Origin of the sequence: Escherichia sp. E2748, assembly GCF_005781125.1 — a bacterium.
Taxonomy (GTDB): domain Bacteria; phylum Pseudomonadota; class Gammaproteobacteria; order Enterobacterales; family Enterobacteriaceae; genus Escherichia.
Genome location: NZ_VATP01000022.1, coordinates 55,041 through 70,944, shown reverse-complemented (window position 1 = coordinate 70,944; position 15,904 = coordinate 55,041). Strand labels below are relative to the sequence as shown.

The 15,904-nt window shown below is 48.7% G+C and carries 15 protein-coding genes; 5 read left to right on the top strand and 10 right to left on the bottom strand.

Translation table 11 applies throughout. The features are described 5' to 3' along the window. Positions 1-27 precede the first annotated feature (27 nt). From yidD to FEK42_RS17785, 5 genes are all read right to left on the bottom strand, one after another. Complete coding sequence (yidD, locus tag FEK42_RS17805) at positions 28-399, bottom strand: membrane protein insertion efficiency factor YidD (protein WP_135493119.1); 372 nt, start codon at positions 397-399, stop codon at positions 28-30. A 157-nt stretch (positions 400-556) separates the two neighbouring features. Further along, entirely contained in the window at positions 557-709 is a 153-nt protein-coding gene (gene hokA / locus FEK42_RS17800; protein ID WP_001135725.1) for a type I toxin-antitoxin system toxin HokA, read from the bottom strand. Between the two features lie 323 nt (positions 710-1,032). Next, the gene (gene glyS, locus FEK42_RS17795) at positions 1,033-3,102 is read right to left on the bottom strand and encodes a glycine--tRNA ligase subunit beta (RefSeq protein WP_135408262.1); all 2,070 of its coding nucleotides are present in this window, start codon (positions 3,100-3,102) and stop codon (positions 1,033-1,035) included. Positions 3,103-3,111: 9 nt separating this feature from the next. After that, on the bottom strand, positions 3,112-4,023 hold the full coding sequence (gene glyQ, locus FEK42_RS17790) for a glycine--tRNA ligase subunit alpha (RefSeq protein ID WP_001168544.1): 912 nt from the start codon (positions 4,021-4,023) through the stop codon (positions 3,112-3,114). A gap of 94 nt (positions 4,024-4,117) precedes the next feature. Further along, on the bottom strand, positions 4,118-4,417 hold the full coding sequence (locus FEK42_RS17785) for a YsaB family lipoprotein (RefSeq protein WP_135493120.1): 300 nt from the start codon (positions 4,415-4,417) through the stop codon (positions 4,118-4,120). 174 nt (positions 4,418-4,591) lie between these two features. Between FEK42_RS17785 and FEK42_RS17780 the strand changes: the two genes are divergently transcribed. After that, positions 4,592-5,587, top strand: coding sequence for an acyltransferase (locus FEK42_RS17780; protein WP_135493121.1), 996 nt, complete (start codon positions 4,592-4,594; stop codon positions 5,585-5,587). A 36-nt stretch (positions 5,588-5,623) separates the two neighbouring features. On the opposite strand, the gene yiaA is transcribed toward FEK42_RS17780, so the two are convergent. From yiaA to xylA, 4 genes are all read right to left on the bottom strand, one after another. Further along, entirely contained in the window at positions 5,624-6,061 is a 438-nt protein-coding gene (gene yiaA / locus FEK42_RS17775; protein ID WP_135410550.1) for an inner membrane protein YiaA, read from the bottom strand. Between the two features lie 45 nt (positions 6,062-6,106). After that, positions 6,107-6,448, bottom strand: coding sequence for an inner membrane protein YiaB (yiaB, locus tag FEK42_RS17770; protein ID WP_135493122.1), 342 nt, complete (start codon positions 6,446-6,448; stop codon positions 6,107-6,109). Positions 6,449-6,614: 166 nt separating this feature from the next. Continuing rightward, a complete protein-coding gene (xylB, locus tag FEK42_RS17765) occupies positions 6,615-8,069 on the bottom strand; it encodes a xylulokinase (protein WP_131161473.1) in 1,455 nt (484 codons plus the stop codon). A 69-nt stretch (positions 8,070-8,138) separates the two neighbouring features. After that, positions 8,139-9,461 (bottom strand): xylose isomerase, encoded by a 1,323-nt coding sequence (gene xylA / locus FEK42_RS17760; RefSeq protein ID WP_135493123.1) that lies wholly within the window; start codon positions 9,459-9,461, stop codon positions 8,139-8,141. A 366-nt stretch (positions 9,462-9,827) separates the two neighbouring features. Between xylA and xylF the strand changes: the two genes are divergently transcribed. The 4 genes from xylF (at position 9,828) to xylR (ending at position 14,854) form a co-directional block, all read left to right on the top strand. Next, positions 9,828-10,820: a D-xylose ABC transporter substrate-binding protein gene (gene xylF / locus FEK42_RS17755; protein WP_130210040.1), complete on the top strand. Its 993-nt coding sequence runs from the start codon at positions 9,828-9,830 to the stop codon at positions 10,818-10,820. Between the two features lie 77 nt (positions 10,821-10,897). Next, complete coding sequence (gene xylG / locus FEK42_RS17750; RefSeq protein WP_131161471.1) at positions 10,898-12,439, top strand: D-xylose ABC transporter ATP-binding protein; 1,542 nt, start codon at positions 10,898-10,900, stop codon at positions 12,437-12,439. Continuing rightward, complete coding sequence (gene xylH, locus FEK42_RS17745; protein ID WP_130210036.1) at positions 12,417-13,598, top strand: xylose ABC transporter permease XylH; 1,182 nt, start codon at positions 12,417-12,419, stop codon at positions 13,596-13,598. Before xylG ends, xylH begins: the two co-directional genes overlap by 23 nt. A gap of 77 nt (positions 13,599-13,675) precedes the next feature. Next, positions 13,676-14,854 (top strand): D-xylose utilization transcriptional activator XylR, encoded by a 1,179-nt coding sequence (gene xylR, locus FEK42_RS17740; protein ID WP_130210034.1) that lies wholly within the window; start codon positions 13,676-13,678, stop codon positions 14,852-14,854. Positions 14,855-14,982: 128 nt separating this feature from the next. Here the strand turns inward: xylR and FEK42_RS17735 are convergent, their stop codons facing one another. Then, positions 14,983-15,807 (bottom strand): protein bax, encoded by an 825-nt coding sequence (locus FEK42_RS17735; RefSeq protein ID WP_032337158.1) that lies wholly within the window; start codon positions 15,805-15,807, stop codon positions 14,983-14,985. Between the last annotated feature and the right edge of the window lie 97 nt (positions 15,808-15,904).

Below are 15,904 nucleotides of genomic sequence, written 5' to 3'. Positions count from 1 at the left end.
GATCCCTGCCATTTGGCGGGGATTTTTTTATTGGAAAAACCGCTTTATATGTAGAGAAAAACAGTCCCAGGAACAATCCAGATCCGGCACCGGGATGTGGCAATCACGACAGACCGCACCATCACACCCGGAACAATCACAATCATTATTCTTCTTTTTACGTATAACCTCGTTCAGGTGTTGCTTCTGCCTGATTGTCTGTGCCGCAAGTCGGCAATCTGCAAAACGCTGACGTATCTCGCCCCAGCCTGCAATAACACCTTTCTGTTGAATAATCTCTTTGACCGCTCCCGAACATCCCTGCGTTTGGTGCAACACACTGTAAGCACAGCGATATCCTTTGCGAGGAGAAAGATGTCGTTGATAAAGCATTATCAACAGTAAAAGCAGTTTATTCATGAAGGCTCCGAACCATTCATGCTCTCAATTAAAAACCTATTTAATAGCCAAATCCATTCGCATTTTTTAAATAATATTCATCAAGGAAATAAATTAGGGTGCATTGAGAATACCCAACACCGTAAGAAAGGCGGGAATAACTTCCCGCCGAAGACTCTTACTCTTTCAAATTGCAGGCTAAAAATGCCGCCAGCTCATAACTCCCCTGTTTAATATGCAATTCACACAGTGAATCTCTTACCATCCAGGTGAAAAATAAAAGCGTGAAACAAATCACTATTAAAGAAAGTAATCCGTATTTTTGCGGCATTCCCAGCCTCCTGTGTTGATTTCCAACGAGTAAGAGGCTAACCTTATGGTGTTCAGGCATAGAGGTAGCCTCACTTTGATTTATAGTCAGGTGGGGCTTTTCTCTGTCTGCCTTTCGGTGAATACCTGAGACAAACAGTCTCAAGCACCCACAGCTATTCTAGCGTAATAAATTCCTTTCCTCTCCTTAATAAAATCCTAAAAAAATCTCATGAAATTAATATATGAGATAATTTTTATTCAGCAGAAAATTATTAAAGGTAGCTGTATTATTTAGCTATAAAAAAAGCCTGCCAAGTGGCAGGCTATTTAATAACAGTGTTATTACTGCAACAGCGAAATATCCGCAACGCGCAGGAATAATTCGCGCAGTTTTTCCAGCATGGTCAGACGGTTGATACGCAGATCTTTGTCATCAACCATGACCATCACTTTATCGAAGAAAGCATCTACCGGTTCACGCAACTCGGCCAGTTCGACCAGCGCATCCTGGTAACGACCTTCAGCAAAGTACGGCTCCAGTTTGTCGCGCAGCACCACAACCTGCATCGCCAGCTTAATTTCTTCCGGCTCTTTCAGGGTAGAGGCATTCACGCGATCGCTCAGCACTTCGTCAGATTTCGCCAGAATGTTAGATACACGTTTGTTCGCCGCCGCCAGTGCTGCAGCCGCATCGAGCGTACGGAAGTGCGATACTGCTTTCATACGAGCATCGAAATCTGCCGGACGAGTCGGACGACGCGCCAGTACCGCCTGGATGGTGTCAACGGTGTAACCTTCGTCCTGATACCAGGCGCGGAAGCGACCAAGCATAAAGTCGATAACGTCATCAACCACGTTGGCGTTGGTCAGCTTATCACCGTACAAGCGCACCGCTTCTTCGGTCAGCGTTTGCAGATCAAGGTTGAGGTTCTTCTCAACGATAATACGCAGCACGCCAAGTGCGGCACGACGCAGCGCAAACGGGTCTTTGTCGCCTTTCGGATGCTGACCAATACCGAAGATACCCGCCAGGGTGTCCATCTTGTCAGCAATCGCCAGCGCACAGGCTACCGGGTTAGACGGCAGGTCATCACCGGCAAAACGCGGCTGATACTGCTCGTTCAGCGCTACCGCGACATCTTCCGCTTCGCCATCGTGACGCGCGTAGTGCATCCCCATTACGCCTTGGGTGTCGGTGAACTCGAAGACCATGTTGGTCATCAGGTCACACTTAGACAGCAGGCCCGCACGGGTAGCGTGGTTAACGTCAGCGCCAATCTGTTCAGCAATCCAGCCAGCCAGTGCCTGGATGCGGTCAGTTTTGTCACGCAGTGTGCCAAGCTGTTGCTGGAACAGCACGGTTTGCAGGCGCGGCAGGTTATCTTCCAGACGTTTTTTACGGTCGGTGTTGAAGAAGAACTCGGCATCCGCCAGGCGTGGACGAACAACCTTTTCGTTACCAGAAATAATTTGCTGCGGATCTTTCGATTCGATGTTGGCAACGAAGATAAAGTTCGGCAGCAGTTTGCCGTCGTTCGCGTACACCGGGAAGTACTTCTGATCACCTTTCATGGTGTAAACCAGGGCTTCAGATGGCACCGCGAGGAATTTCTCTTCGAATTTCGCAGTCAGCACAACCGGCCATTCAACCAGAGAAGCCACTTCTTCTAGCAGGTTTTCGCTTAAGTCAGCGTTACCGCCAATCTTACGCGCTGCTTCTTCGGCATCGGCTTTAATCTTCGCCTTACGTTCTTCATAATCGGCGATGACTTTCCCGCGCTCACGCAGAATCTCCGGATACTGATCGGCATTGTCGATAGTGAATTCCGGTTCGCCCATAAAGCGGTGACCGCGAATCACGCGATCGGACTGAATGCCCAGAATGGTTGCCGGAATGACTTTGTCGCCCAGCAGCAGGGTCACGGTGTGTACCGGACGCACGAAGTGTACGTCAGACGCGCCCCAGCGCATCAGTTTCGGGATCGGCAGTTTCGCCAGCGAAGTCGCAACCATATTCGGCAGCAGTGCTTCGGTGCTTTCGCCCTTCACATGGGCGCGATACAGCAGCCATTCGCCTTTATCGGTAGTCAGACGCTCAGCCTGGTCAACGGTAATACCGCAACCACGCGCCCAACCTTCTGCCGCTTTGCTCGGCTTGCCTTCAGCGTCGAACGCCTGGGCAATCGCCGGGCCGCGTTTTTCGATTTCACGATCCGGCTGTGCTTCCGCCAGGTTAGCTACTTTCAGCGCCAGACGACGCGGAGCAGCAAACCATTGAACGGTGCCGTGTGCGAGGCCAGCGTTATCCAGCTCCGCAGTAAAGTTCGCAGCAAAGGACTCAGCCAGGCTGCGCAGTGCTTTTGGTGGCAGCTCTTCAGTGCCGATTTCCACCAGAAAAGTTTTCTCAGACATAGCCGCCTCTTACTTATCTTTGTTGCACATCGGGAAGCCGAGGGCTTCACGGGAAGCGTAGTATGCTTCTGCCACTGCTTTGGTCAGGGTGCGAATGCGCAGAATGTAGCGCTGACGCTCGGTGACGGAGATGGCTTTACGCGCATCCAGCAGGTTGAAGCTGTGGGCGGCTTTCAGAATACGTTCGTAGGCTGGCAGCGGCAGCGGATTTTCCAGCGCCAGCAGCTGCTGCGCTTCTTTCTCGTACTGCTCGAAGCAGGTGAACAGGAAGTCCACATCCGCGTATTCGAAGTTGTAAGTGGATTGCTCCACTTCGTTCTGATGGAACACGTCGCCGTAGGTGGTTTTACCCAGCGGGCCGTCGCTCCAGACCAGGTCGTAAACGCTGTCTACGCCCTGAATGTACATTGCCAGACGTTCCAGACCGTAGGTGATCTCGCCGGTAACCGGTTTACACTCCAGACCACCAACCTGCTGGAAGTAAGTGAACTGCGTCACTTCCATGCCGTTCAGCCACACTTCCCAGCCCAGCCCCCAGGCACCCAGCGTCGGGTTTTCCCAGTTATCTTCCACGAAACGGATATCGTGGATAGTCGGGTCCATGCCCAGCTCTTTCAGAGAACCGAGGTACAGCTCCTGAATATTGTCCGGCGATGGCTTAATCACCACCTGGAACTGATAGTAGTGCTGTAAACGGTTGGGGTTTTCGCCGTAGCGACCATCGGTCGGGCGACGAGAAGGCTGAACATAAGCAGCCGCCATCGGTTCTGGCCCCAGCGCGCGCAGACAGGTCATTGGGTGAGAGGTTCCCGCGCCGACTTCCATGTCCAATGGTTGAACAATGGTGCAGCCCTGGCGAGCCCAGTAATCCTGTAAGGTCAGGATCAAGCCCTGGAAGGTCCTGGTATCAAACTTTTGCATATTATTTCGTGCTGGATACGTGTGGATTTAAAGGAAGGGATCAGTATACCCGCTGGATGGAAGATATACAGTACGAAACGGGAAAAAGCAGGGCTTAACGCATGGAAAGATGCAAAAAATGGCCATCTGCGTCAAAAGAACAGACAAACTGCTCTTTCCGGAAGGTATAACCACGCATTTCGTAGCTTCCCTGGAACTGTTCAAAGGCGGTGACGTCGATTTTTTGCTCACCGGTGTTATAACGTTTTGCTGCCTGAACCTTGCACAATGCTTCCATATTCAATGAACGCAGCGGCTCAACCTTTACCCGCTGTGCTTTCTGCTCGGGTGGCGGTGTCGAGCATCCCACTAACACAATAAGTACCATTGCTGGAAAGAAAGAGTTCATCATCATTAAATTACCGTCTTATTTGCAGGTGAGTCTTATTATTAATATCGGTATAGTGGCTGAATCTAACGAATTTCCTCAAGCCTCTATAAGCTGTAGAGATAAAACTCGGATTATTCCAGTGCACCAGCTGAATGATTTATCGGTCAGACCTTTTTTTAACCAGTTACAGAGACACAGATGCAGCCCAAAATTTATTGGATTGATAACCTGCGAGGGATAGCCTGTTTAATGGTGGTGATGATTCATACCACCACCTGGTATGTAATCAACGCCCATAGCGTTAGCCCCGTAACCTGGGGTATCGCGAATGTTCTAAATTCTGCCTCCCGTGTCAGCGTGCCGCTATTTTTCATGATTTCCGGCTATCTCTTTTTTGGCGAACGTAGTGCCCAGCCGCGTCATTTTTTGCGTATTGGCTTATGCCTGCTGTTTTATAGTGTCATCGCGTTGATCTACATTGCGCTTTTTACCGCTATCAATGTGGAGTTAGCGCTGAGAAACCTGCTACAAAAGCCTGTGTTTTATCACTTATGGTTTTTCTTCGCGATTGCGGTGATTTATCTGGTTTCGCCGCTGGTTCAGGTGAAAAATGTTAGCGGTAAAATGTTGCTGGTACTCATGGTGGTGATTGGCATCATCGCTAACCCAAACACAGTGCCACAGAAGATTGACGGCTTCGAATGGCTACCGATTAACTTATATATCAATGGCGATACTTTTTACTACATCCTGTATGGCATGTTGGGCCGCGCCATTGGCATGATGGATACGCAACATAAATCACTGTCGTGGGTGAGCGCCACGCTGTTTGTTGCGGGGGTATTTATTATCTCTCGCGGGACATTATATGAATTACAGTGGCGAGGAAATTTTGCCGATACCTGGTATCTCTATTGCGGACCGATGGTTTTTATCTGTGCAATCGCGTTACTGACGCTGGTAAAAAATACGCTGGATACACGCACTGTTCCCGGGCTTGGGCTGATATCACGCCATTCTTTAGGTATATACGGGTTCCACGCATTGATTATCCATGCGCTGCGTACCCGGGGGATTGAGCTTAAAAACTGGCCAATACTGGATATTATCTGGATCTTCTGCGCCACGCTGGCCACAAGCTTATTACTTTCTGTGCTGGTGCAACGAATCGACCGCAACAGATTCGTAAGTTGAGCAAAAGCCCGGTCACACTGACCGGGCTTACAAGGATTATTCGCTATATTCTTCCTGAACAACCACAGTTTCTTTTGATGGATTAACTCCAGCATCACGAATATTCTTCTGCACTGCTACTGCACCAAACAAACTTAAAAAGAAGGCCAGACCATAAAACCCTTTTTCGCTGAGTAATAATGTTGCATTCCACAGACCAACTATCAGTAATGCAACAGAAATGATAAAGACAACCAGGCAGGTCATATAATAAATGGATGTAGTGGGGATGCCTTCATATTTGTCCCGCACAGTTTTTTGATAAGATGCGGCTGAAAATAGTCCTAACACCAGAACAGCAAAGTAATATCCTTTTTCATTTAACTGCATTTCCGCATTCCATAGCCCTAATAAATAGGTAACAATACCGCCGCCAAGCGCTATCCATGACACAATGCTAAATGCTGGAGAATAGGTTGATATTTTGTTTTCCATCACAGTATTCCTTTCATTCCTGAATGTGTAAGAGCTTTATGTTGCTCATGCCGAGCGAAACAAACGCATTTGACCAAACAAGCAGACAAAAAAGGCGATGGGGTAGATCACCATTTCATAAGCATTGATAGGTGCATTTAAAACACCGATAAACAACAGACCGATAGTGATTAACGCAACTAACTGGCAGATGCGAATAAACATGTCATCCAGTTGCCCGAGTTTTTCAGCACGAAGATAAGCATAATTGCCAAACGTTCCCGCCATTAACACACCGAGAAAATAGCCTTTGCCGCTTAACAATGGGCATGAGATCCATAGCCCAACCAGATAAACCAACGCCCCGACAACGAATAATAGTTTTGCCACAGTCTTTGAGGTTTTCATAATGATCTCCGTATCTACCAGCGATACATTACGATTAACCAACGAAAGACAAAACTGAAAAATACCATTAACAAATGATTTTCAGAATAAATTCATATTGAATACTAATGAATTGATAATTTATATAGACAGGAATTATCCCTGCCCGGTCAGGCAGGGGATAAGTTTACGCCATTAGTGGCAGAAGTTGCTGGTAGAGACGACGGAATGTTTCGCGTCGTGGCTGATAAGCGGCATGATGCTGCGCGTTCGGCATATGCGACTGCTCTAACGGCAGTTGCGGCAACAATTCACTGAGTGATTTATCTGGATTCACCGCAATCTGCGCCAACCTTGCTGCGCCCAGTGCAGGTCCTACATCACCACCCGTGCGGTAATCCAACTGCTGACCGCTGATATCCGCCAGCATCTGACGCCAGTACTCACTACGCGCTCCACCACCAATCAGGGTAATACTTTGCGGTTTAATACCGCAGGCGTGCACGACATCCATGCCGTCGGCCAGCGCATAACCCACGCCTTCCAGCACTGCTCGCGCCAGTTCATTAGGGCCGTGTTGATGGGTCAGGCCAAAGAAAACCCCCTTCGCCTGTGGATTATTGTGCGGGGTACGCTCGCCGGAAAGATAAGGCAAAAACCAGATTGGCTCGGCACTTTCATCTGCCTGTTGCGCAGCTGCAATTAAGGCTGGAACATTGCTCAGGCCGGTTAATTTCGCGGCCCAATCCAGACACGATGCCGCACTCAACATCACCGACATTAAATGCCAACGCTGTGGTAATGCATGGCAAAAGCTGTGTACGGCGCTTTCCGGCTTGCTTAAGAACCCTTCGCTCACCGCAAAATAAACACCAGAAGTTCCCAGCGACAGCATTGCCTGGTTGGCATCAACCATACCCACACCAACCGCGCCAGCCGCATTATCGCCGCCGCCCGCTACAACGGGCACTGCCGCCATTCCCCATGCTTTTGCCACCTCGGGTAGCAAAGTCCCAGTAACTTCACTGCCTTCGTATAATGCTGGCATCTGGTCACGGGACAGCTGGCAAGCTTGCAGCATGACATCACTCCAGTCACGCTTCGCGACATCCAGCCACATGGTGCCTGCCGCATCAGACATATCACTGGCAAACTCTCCGGTCATACGCAGACGCAAATAATCTTTTGGCAATAAAACTTTGTCTACCTGACGGAATATATCTGGCTCATGGCGTTGCACCCACAGCAGCTTAGGCGCGGTAAATCCGGGCATCATCAGGTTGCCGGTTATAGCGCGCGAATCCGGGACTCGTGCTTCAAGCAAAGCGCACTCTTGCGCACAGCGCCCGTCATTCCACAAAATCGCTGGACGTAATACCTGCTGCCGAGCATCAAGTAACGTTGCTCCGTGCATCTGTCCGGCAATACCTAACGCCTTAACCTCTTGCAAAGAACATTGTCGCGCAAGTGTTCTCACTGCACGATCAGTTGCCTGCCACCACTGTTCCGGGTCTTGTTCCGACCAGAGGGGATGTGGGCGCGAAACGGTTAGTTTTTCTGTTTGTGAAGCAATTACCTCACCCTGTTTGTTGAGCAGAATGACTTTCACGCCCGATGTGCCAAGATCTATCCCGATATACATAGCGATCGTTCCTTAAAAATGCCCGGTATCGCTACCGATAACCGGGCCAACGGACTGCACAGTTAGCCGTTATTTGTCGAACAGATAATGGGTTACCAGATTTTCTAACTGCTCCTGGCGACCACTCTGATGCACCGGTGCAAGATTATGTTCCTGGGCATATTTTGCTAAATCCGCCAGTGACATTTGGCCTTTCAGAATTTGCTGGCCCAGTTCGCTATTCCAGCCGGAATAACGTTGCGCTACGCGTTTATCCAGCTCACCGTCTTCAATCATGCGTGCTGCAATTTTCAGCGCCAGTGCCATCGTATCCATCGCGCCAATATGACCGTAGAACAGGTCATATTTATCGGTGCTCTGACGACGTACTTTGGCATCGAAGTTCAAACCACCGGTGGTAAAACCACCCGCTTTGAGAATTTCATACATCACCAGCGCATTTTCTTCCACGCTGTTCGGGAACTGGTCGGTATCCCAGCCCAACTGCGCGTCACCACGGTTAGCATCGACAGAACCGAACAGACCAAGCGCAATGGCGGTGGCAATTTCATGGTGGAAAGAGTGACCCGCCAACGTTGCATGGTTTGCTTCAATATTCAGTTTAATCTCTTTTTCCAGGCCAAACTGCTTCAGGAAGCCGTAGACCGTCGCGGCATCGTAATCATATTGATGTTTGGTCGGCTCTTGCGGTTTCGGTTCGATAAGCAGGGTACCCTGGAAACCGATTTTATGTTTATGCTCAACCACCATCTGCATAAAGCGGCCAATCTGTTCACGCTCCTGACGCAAATCGGTATTCAGCAGCGTTTCGTAACCTTCGCGACCGCCCCACAATACATAGTTTTCACCACCCAGTTTATGCGTCGCTTCCATCGCCGTAACGACTTGTGTTGCTGCCCAGCTGAAAACTTCCGGGTCGGGATTCGTAGCTGCGCCCGCACCATAACGTGGGTTAGTAAAGCAGTTAGCGGTTCCCCACAGCAGTTTCACGCCGCTCTCTTCTTGTTTACCTGCCAGCACATCGACCATTTGCGCAAAGTTATTGATGTACTCTTTTAACGATGCGCCTTCCGGGGAAACGTCCACATCGTGGAAACAATAAAAAGGCACATGTAATTTGTGGAAAAACTCAAATGCGACATCTGCTTTACGCTTCGCCAATGCCAGCGCCTCGCCAGGTTGCTGCCAGGGACGGTTAAACGCGCCTACGCCAAACATATCCGCCCCGTTCCAGCAGAAGGTGTGCCAGTAGCAAGCAGCAAAACGCAAATGGTCTTCCATACGCTTACCCAACACCAATTCGTCGGGGTTGTAGTGACGGAATGCTAACGGGTTAGAGGATTTCGGGCCTTCATAACGAACGCGATCGAGCTGGTCAAAATAAGCTTGCATAATGAACTCCATAATCAGGTAATGCCGCGGGTAATGGATGATGTCGTAATATTGGGCACTCCCTTTAAGTTGCTCAATTATGTTATTTCACACTGCTATTGAGATAATTCACAAGTGTGCGCTCGCTCGCAAAATAAAATGGAATGATGAAATTGGGTAATTACTCGAAGAGAAAAATGCAACAAATTCGATTAACCAACAAAAATAAGATCTCGGTCATAAATCAAGAAATAAACGAAAAATCGTAATCGAAAGATAAAAATCTGTAATTGTTTTCCCCCATTTAGTTGCTAAAAATTGGTCACGTTTAACGCGGTGATTGTTACTTTTTAAAGCTACCCTCTAACAAAAGAAGGCCTCTGAACCATGAAAATAAAGAACATTTTACTCACCCTGTGCACCTCACTTCTGCTAACCAACGTTGCGGCACATGCTAAAGAAGTCAAAATTGGTATGGCTATTGATGATCTCCGTCTTGAGCGCTGGCAGAAAGACCGGGATATTTTCGTGAAAAAAGCTGAATCTCTCGGCGCAAAAGTATTTGTGCAGTCTGCAAATGGCAACGAAGAAACTCAAATGTCGCAGATTGAAAACATGATTAACCGGGGAGTCGATGTTCTTGTCATTATTCCGTATAACGGACAGGTATTAAGTAACGTTGTAAAAGAAGCAAAACAAGAAGGCATTAAAGTATTAGCTTACGACCGCATGATTAATGATGCTGATATCGACTTTTATATTTCTTTCGATAACGAAAAAGTGGGCGAACTACAAGCAAAAGCGCTGGTCGATATCGTCCCGCAAGGAAATTATTTCCTGATGGGCGGCTCTCCGGTGGATAACAACGCTAAGCTTTTCCGCGCCGGGCAAATGAAAGTATTAAAACCTTACGTCGACTCCGGGAAAATTAAAGTCGTAGGCGACCAATGGGTTGATGGCTGGTTACCAGAAAACGCGCTGAAAATTATGGAAAACGCGTTGACCGCCAACAATAACAAAATTGACGCTGTTGTTGCTTCTAACGATGCTACTGCTGGCGGGGCTATTCAGGCATTAAGCGCGCAAGGTTTGTCAGGGAAAGTCGCCATTTCCGGTCAGGATGCGGATCTCGCCGGCATTAAACGTATTGCTGCGGGTACGCAAACCATGACGGTGTATAAACCGATTACTCTTCTGGCAAATACTGCCGCGGAAATTGCCGTTGAACTGGGTAACGATCAACAACCTAAAGCAGATACCACGCTGAATAATGGGCTGAAAGATGTTCCATCCCGCCTGCTGACACCTATTGATGTGAATAAAAACAACATCAAAGACACGGTGATTAAAGACGGTTTCCACAAGGAGAGCGAGCTTTAAGCGTTACGTCCCTGTCGACAACGGGGACGTGATTTCTCTCCATGCCGCATGAACTGATTGGCTTAGGTGGAGTCGTTATGTCTTATCTACTTGAAATGAAGAGCATTACCAAAACTTTCGGCAGCGTAAAGGCGATAGATAACGTCAGTTTACGGCTAAATGCTGGTGAGATCGTCTCACTTTGCGGTGAGAACGGTTCTGGTAAATCAACATTAATGAAAGTGCTATGCGGAATTTATCCCTTTGGCAGTTACGAAGGCGAAATTACTTTTGCTGGTGAAGTAATACAGGCAAGTCACATCCGCGATACCGAACGCAAAGGTATTGCCATCATTCACCAGGAATTAGCATTGGTGAAAGAGTTGACCGTGCTGGAAAATATCTTTCTTGGCAATGAGATAACACGCAATGGAGTCATGGATTATGACCTGATGACGCTACGCTGTCAGAAACTGTTAGCGCAAGTCAGCTTATCCATTTCACCAGATACCCGCGTGGGTGATTTAGGGCTTGGGCAACAACAACTCGTTGAAATTGCCAAGGCACTAAATAAACAGGTGCGTTTATTAATTCTCGATGAACCAACAGCCTCATTAACTGAGCTGGAAACCACAGTTTTACTGGATATTATTCGCGATCTGCAACAACACGGCATCGCATGTATCTATATTTCTCACAAGCTCAACGAAGTCAAAGCGATTTCCGACACAATTTGTGTTATTCGCGACGGTCAGCACATAGGTACGCGTGATGCAGCCGGAATGAGCGAAGACGATATTATCACCATGATGGTTGGGCGAGAATTAACGGCACTGTACCCAAACGAACCACATACCACTGGCGATGAAATATTACGCATAGAACATCTGACGGCATGGCATCCGGTTAATCGTCATATTAAACGGGTTAACGATGTCTCGTTTTCCCTGAAACGTGGCGAAATACTGGGGATTGCTGGACTGGTCGGCGCTGGTCGCACCGAAACTATTCAATGCCTTTTTGGCGTTTGGCCCGGACAATGGGAAGGGAAAATCTATATTGATGGCAAACAAGTGGATATTCGTAATTGCCAGCACGCCATCTCCCAGGGTATTGCAATGGTGCCAGAAGATAGAAAGCGTGATGGCATCGTTCCGGTAATGGCAGTTGGTAAAAATATTACCCTCGCCGCACTCAGTAAATTTACCGGGGGTATTAGCCAGCTTGATGATGCCGCAGAGCAAAAATGTATTCTGGAATCAATCCAGCGACTCAAAGTGAAAACGTCGTCTCCGGAACTTGCTATTGGACGTTTAAGCGGCGGCAATCAACAAAAAGCGATCCTGGCACGCTGTCTGTTACTCAACCCGCGCATTCTCATTCTTGATGAACCTACCAGGGGTATCGATATTGGCGCGAAATACGAGATCTACAAATTAATTAACCAACTCGTCCAGCAGGGTATCGCCGTTATTGTCATCTCTTCTGAATTACCTGAAGTACTTGGTCTTAGCGATCGCGTACTGGTGATGCATGAAGGAAAACTAAAAGCCAACCTGATAAATCATAACCTGACTCAGGAGCAGGTGATGGAAGCCGCATTGAGGAGCGAACATCATGTCGAAAAGCAATCCGTCTGAAGTGAAATTAGCCGTACCGACATCCGGTGGCTTCTCTGTGCTGAAGTCACTGAATTTACAAGTCTTCGTGATGATTGCAGCAATCATCGCCATCATGCTGTTCTTTACCTGGACTACTGACGGCGCCTATTTAAGCGCCCGTAACGTCTCCAACTTGCTGCGCCAGACCGCGATTACCGGCATCCTTGCGGTAGGGATGGTGTTCGTCATAATTTCTGCCGAAATCGACCTCTCGGTCGGCTCGATGATGGGGCTATTAGGCGGCGTCGCCGCTATCTGCGACGTCTGGTTAGGCTGGCCTCTGCCGCTCACCATTATTGTGACGCTGGTTCTGGGCCTGCTTCTCGGCGCATGGAATGGTTGGTGGGTCGCGTACCGCAAAGTGCCTTCATTTATTGTCACTCTGGCGGGCATGTTGGCATTTCGCGGCATCCTCATTGGCATCACCAACGGTACGACGGTTTCCCCCACCAGCGCCGCGATGTCACAAATTGGACAGAGTTATCTACCCGCCAGCACCGGTTTCATTATTGGCGCGCTTGGCTTAATGGCTTTTGTCGGCTGGCAGTGGCGTGGAAGAATGCGCCGACAAGCTTTGGGTTTACAGTCTCCGGCATCTACAGCGGTGGTCGGTCGCCAGGCTTTGACCGCCATCATCGTATTAGGCGCAATCTGGCTACTGAATGATTACCGTGGCGTTCCTACTCCTGTCCTGCTGCTGACGTTGCTGTTACTCGGCGGCATGTTTATGGCAACAAGGACAGCTTTCGGGCGGCGCATTTACGCTATTGGCGGCAATCTGGAAGCGGCGCGACTCTCCGGGATTAACGTAGAACGCACCAAACTTGTCGTGTTTGCTATCAACGGTTTGATGGTGGCCATCGCGGGGTTAATCCTCAGTTCACGGCTTGGTGCAGGCTCGCCTTCTGCCGGTAATATCGCCGAACTGGATGCCATTGCAGCCTGCGTGATTGGCGGCACCAGTCTGGCTGGCGGCGTAGGGAGTGTTGCGGGGGCTGTGATGGGGGCATTCATCATGGCTTCGCTGGATAACGGCATGAGTATGATGGATGTTCCGACCTTCTGGCAGTATATCGTCAAAGGTGCGATTCTGTTGCTGGCAGTATGGATGGACTCCGCAACCAAACGCCGTTCCTGATTTTGATAAAAATTTTCTCAAAACCGGTAACGTGTTGCCGGTTTTGAGTTTTTGCATGATTCAGCAGGAAAAGAACCATGTTTACTAAACGTCACCGAATCACATTACTGTTCAATGCTAATAAAGCCTATGACCGTCAAGTTGTAGAAGGTGTGGGGGAATATTTACAGGCGTCACAATCGGAATGGGATATTTTCATTGAAGAAGATTTTCGCGCCCGCATTGATAAAATCAAGGACTGGTTAGGAGATGGAGTTATTGCCGACTTTGACGATAAACAAATCGAGCAAGCGTTGGCTGATGTCGACGTCCCCATTGTCGGGGTTGGCGGCTCGTATCACCTGGCAGAAAGCTATCCGCCCGTACATTACATTGCCACTGATAACTATGCGCTGGTCGAAAGCGCATTTTTGCATTTAAAAGAAAAAGGCGTTAACCGCTTTGCTTTTTATGGTCTGCCGGAGTCGAGTGGCAAAAGATGGGCAGCCGAACGCGAATATGCTTTTCGCCAGCTTGTTGCCGAAGAAAAGTACCGTGGTGTCGTTTATCAGGGACTGGAAACTGCGCCAGAAAACTGGCAGCACGCGCAAAACCGGTTGGCCGACTGGTTGCAAACGCTGCCACCGCAAACCGGGATTATTGCCGTTACTGACGCCCGGGCGCGGCATATTCTGCAAGTTTGCGAGCATCTGCATATTCCCGTACCGGAAAAATTATGCGTAATTGGCATCGATAACGAAGAGCTGACCCGCTATCTTTCTCGCGTCGCGCTTTCTTCGGTTGCCCAGGGGGCTCGGCAAATGGGCTATCAGGCGGCAAAACTTCTGCATCGGTTGTTAGATAAAGAAGCGATGCCGTTGCAGCGGATTTTGGTCCCGCCAGTACGCGTCATTGAACGACGTTCTACGGATTACCGTTCGTTGACCGACCCGGCTGTTATTCAGGCCATGCATTACATCCGCAATCACGCCTGCAAAGGGATTAAAGTGGATCAGGTACTGGACGCTGTCGGCATATCACGCTCCAATCTTGAGAAGCGTTTTAAAGAAGAGGTGGGCGAAACCATACACGCAATGATTCATGCCGAGAAGCTGGAGAAAGCGCGCAGCCTGCTAATTTCAACAACCTTATCAATAAACGAGATATCGCAAATGTGCGGTTATCCATCGTTGCAATATTTCTACTCTGTATTTAAAAAAGCATATGACACAACGCCGAAAGAGTATCGCGATGTAAACAGCGAGGTCCTGCTGTAGCAGGAGGAGAAAAGCCGCCAGGCATGATAAGACGCGCCAGCGTCGCATCAGGTAACGCAGCACAACCACCTGATGCGAGCAAAAGCCTTATCCGACCAACAAGTCGGATAAGGTTCGAGGGAATGCAATTACATATGCGCAGCGATTAACCGCTGGTTATCCTGGTACATCGCGAACAGGTAGTTGTTATAACTCTGTCCCTTCGTTGAATAACCTTTCAGCTTGTGAATCATCGCTGTGGCGGTGACTTCCTGATCAGCTTTACGCAATTGTGCACGTGATTTACGGAACGAAGCGTACGCCGGGTGCGTATTCAGGTTAGTGACATAGGCGCTCACCGATTCTTTGACAGAACTGAACTGTGAGTAGCCTTTCACTTTACCCGGTGCATTGGTACAACGCCCTTTCATGCACTTCATGCCAAACAGGTTGTTGTTGTTACGCGCCAGCTTCGACGTACCCCAACCACTTTCTGCCGCAGCCATCGTCGCCACCATACTGGTCGGGATAATGTCTACGCGTTCAAGCAGCGTATTCCACGGGATTTTTCGTGTATTACCAGACCACTTCACCTTATAGCGTTTGGCGATGTCTTTCAGACGCGCACGCTCTGCAGGCGACCATTGGCCCTGGTACTGTTTTGAAATCAGCCAGTTACGTTCCGCCGTAATGGCAGCATTTTGGCTGGTAATGTAAGGCATTACGGTCCGGAGAAACGCTTTTTTCCTTGGTGTTCCGGAAGGGTATTTTCGCAAATCAGGAAGTGAACTGCTCTTTGCACTATTGCGAGAATACTCTTGTTTACTGCTTACCTGTTTATTACTAGCTTTGGTTATGTGGGACTTTTGACTCGCTGTTGTCGTGTGCGTTTTCGCTAACACCTCACTCGAAAACATCAGAGTGAGTAACATAAGAATCATCGCCCCATATCGTCGTATGGGAGTCAAAATCATCAGTTCTCCTGGTCGGATTTAATCATTCCAACACCTTATATTTTTCACAAATTTGAGAGTTGAATCTCAAATCATATCAAAAATAGCTGTCAAGAGC

What these genes read in the sequence shown, in the direction of transcription:
- xylA (WP_135493123.1), bottom strand. Translation starts at nt 9,461, where the DNA reads ATGCAAGCTTATTTTGACCAGCTCGATCGCGTTCGTTATGAAGGCCCG.
- xylB (WP_131161473.1), bottom strand. Translation starts at nt 8,069, where the DNA reads ATGTATATCGGGATAGATCTTGGCACATCGGGCGTGAAAGTCATTCTG.
- FEK42_RS17780 (WP_135493121.1), top strand. Translation starts at nt 4,592, where the DNA reads ATGCAGCCCAAAATTTATTGGATTGATAACCTGCGAGGGATAGCCTGT.
- xylG (WP_131161471.1), top strand. Translation starts at nt 10,898, where the DNA reads ATGTCTTATCTACTTGAAATGAAGAGCATTACCAAAACTTTCGGCAGC.
- glyQ (WP_001168544.1), bottom strand. Translation starts at nt 4,023, where the DNA reads ATGCAAAAGTTTGATACCAGGACCTTCCAGGGCTTGATCCTGACCTTA.
- FEK42_RS17785 (WP_135493120.1), bottom strand. Translation starts at nt 4,417, where the DNA reads ATGATGATGAACTCTTTCTTTCCAGCAATGGTACTTATTGTGTTAGTG.
- hokA (WP_001135725.1), bottom strand. Translation starts at nt 709, where the DNA reads ATGCCGCAAAAATACGGATTACTTTCTTTAATAGTGATTTGTTTCACG.
- glyS (WP_135408262.1), bottom strand. Translation starts at nt 3,102, where the DNA reads ATGTCTGAGAAAACTTTTCTGGTGGAAATCGGCACTGAAGAGCTGCCA.
- xylH (WP_130210036.1), top strand. Translation starts at nt 12,417, where the DNA reads ATGTCGAAAAGCAATCCGTCTGAAGTGAAATTAGCCGTACCGACATCC.
- yiaB (WP_135493122.1), bottom strand. Translation starts at nt 6,448, where the DNA reads ATGAAAACCTCAAAGACTGTGGCAAAACTATTATTCGTTGTCGGGGCG.
- xylF (WP_130210040.1), top strand. Translation starts at nt 9,828, where the DNA reads ATGAAAATAAAGAACATTTTACTCACCCTGTGCACCTCACTTCTGCTA.
- yiaA (WP_135410550.1), bottom strand. Translation starts at nt 6,061, where the DNA reads ATGGAAAACAAAATATCAACCTATTCTCCAGCATTTAGCATTGTGTCA.
- yidD (WP_135493119.1), bottom strand. Translation starts at nt 399, where the DNA reads ATGAATAAACTGCTTTTACTGTTGATAATGCTTTATCAACGACATCTT.
- xylR (WP_130210034.1), top strand. Translation starts at nt 13,676, where the DNA reads ATGTTTACTAAACGTCACCGAATCACATTACTGTTCAATGCTAATAAA.
- FEK42_RS17735 (WP_032337158.1), bottom strand. Translation starts at nt 15,807, where the DNA reads ATGATTTTGACTCCCATACGACGATATGGGGCGATGATTCTTATGTTA.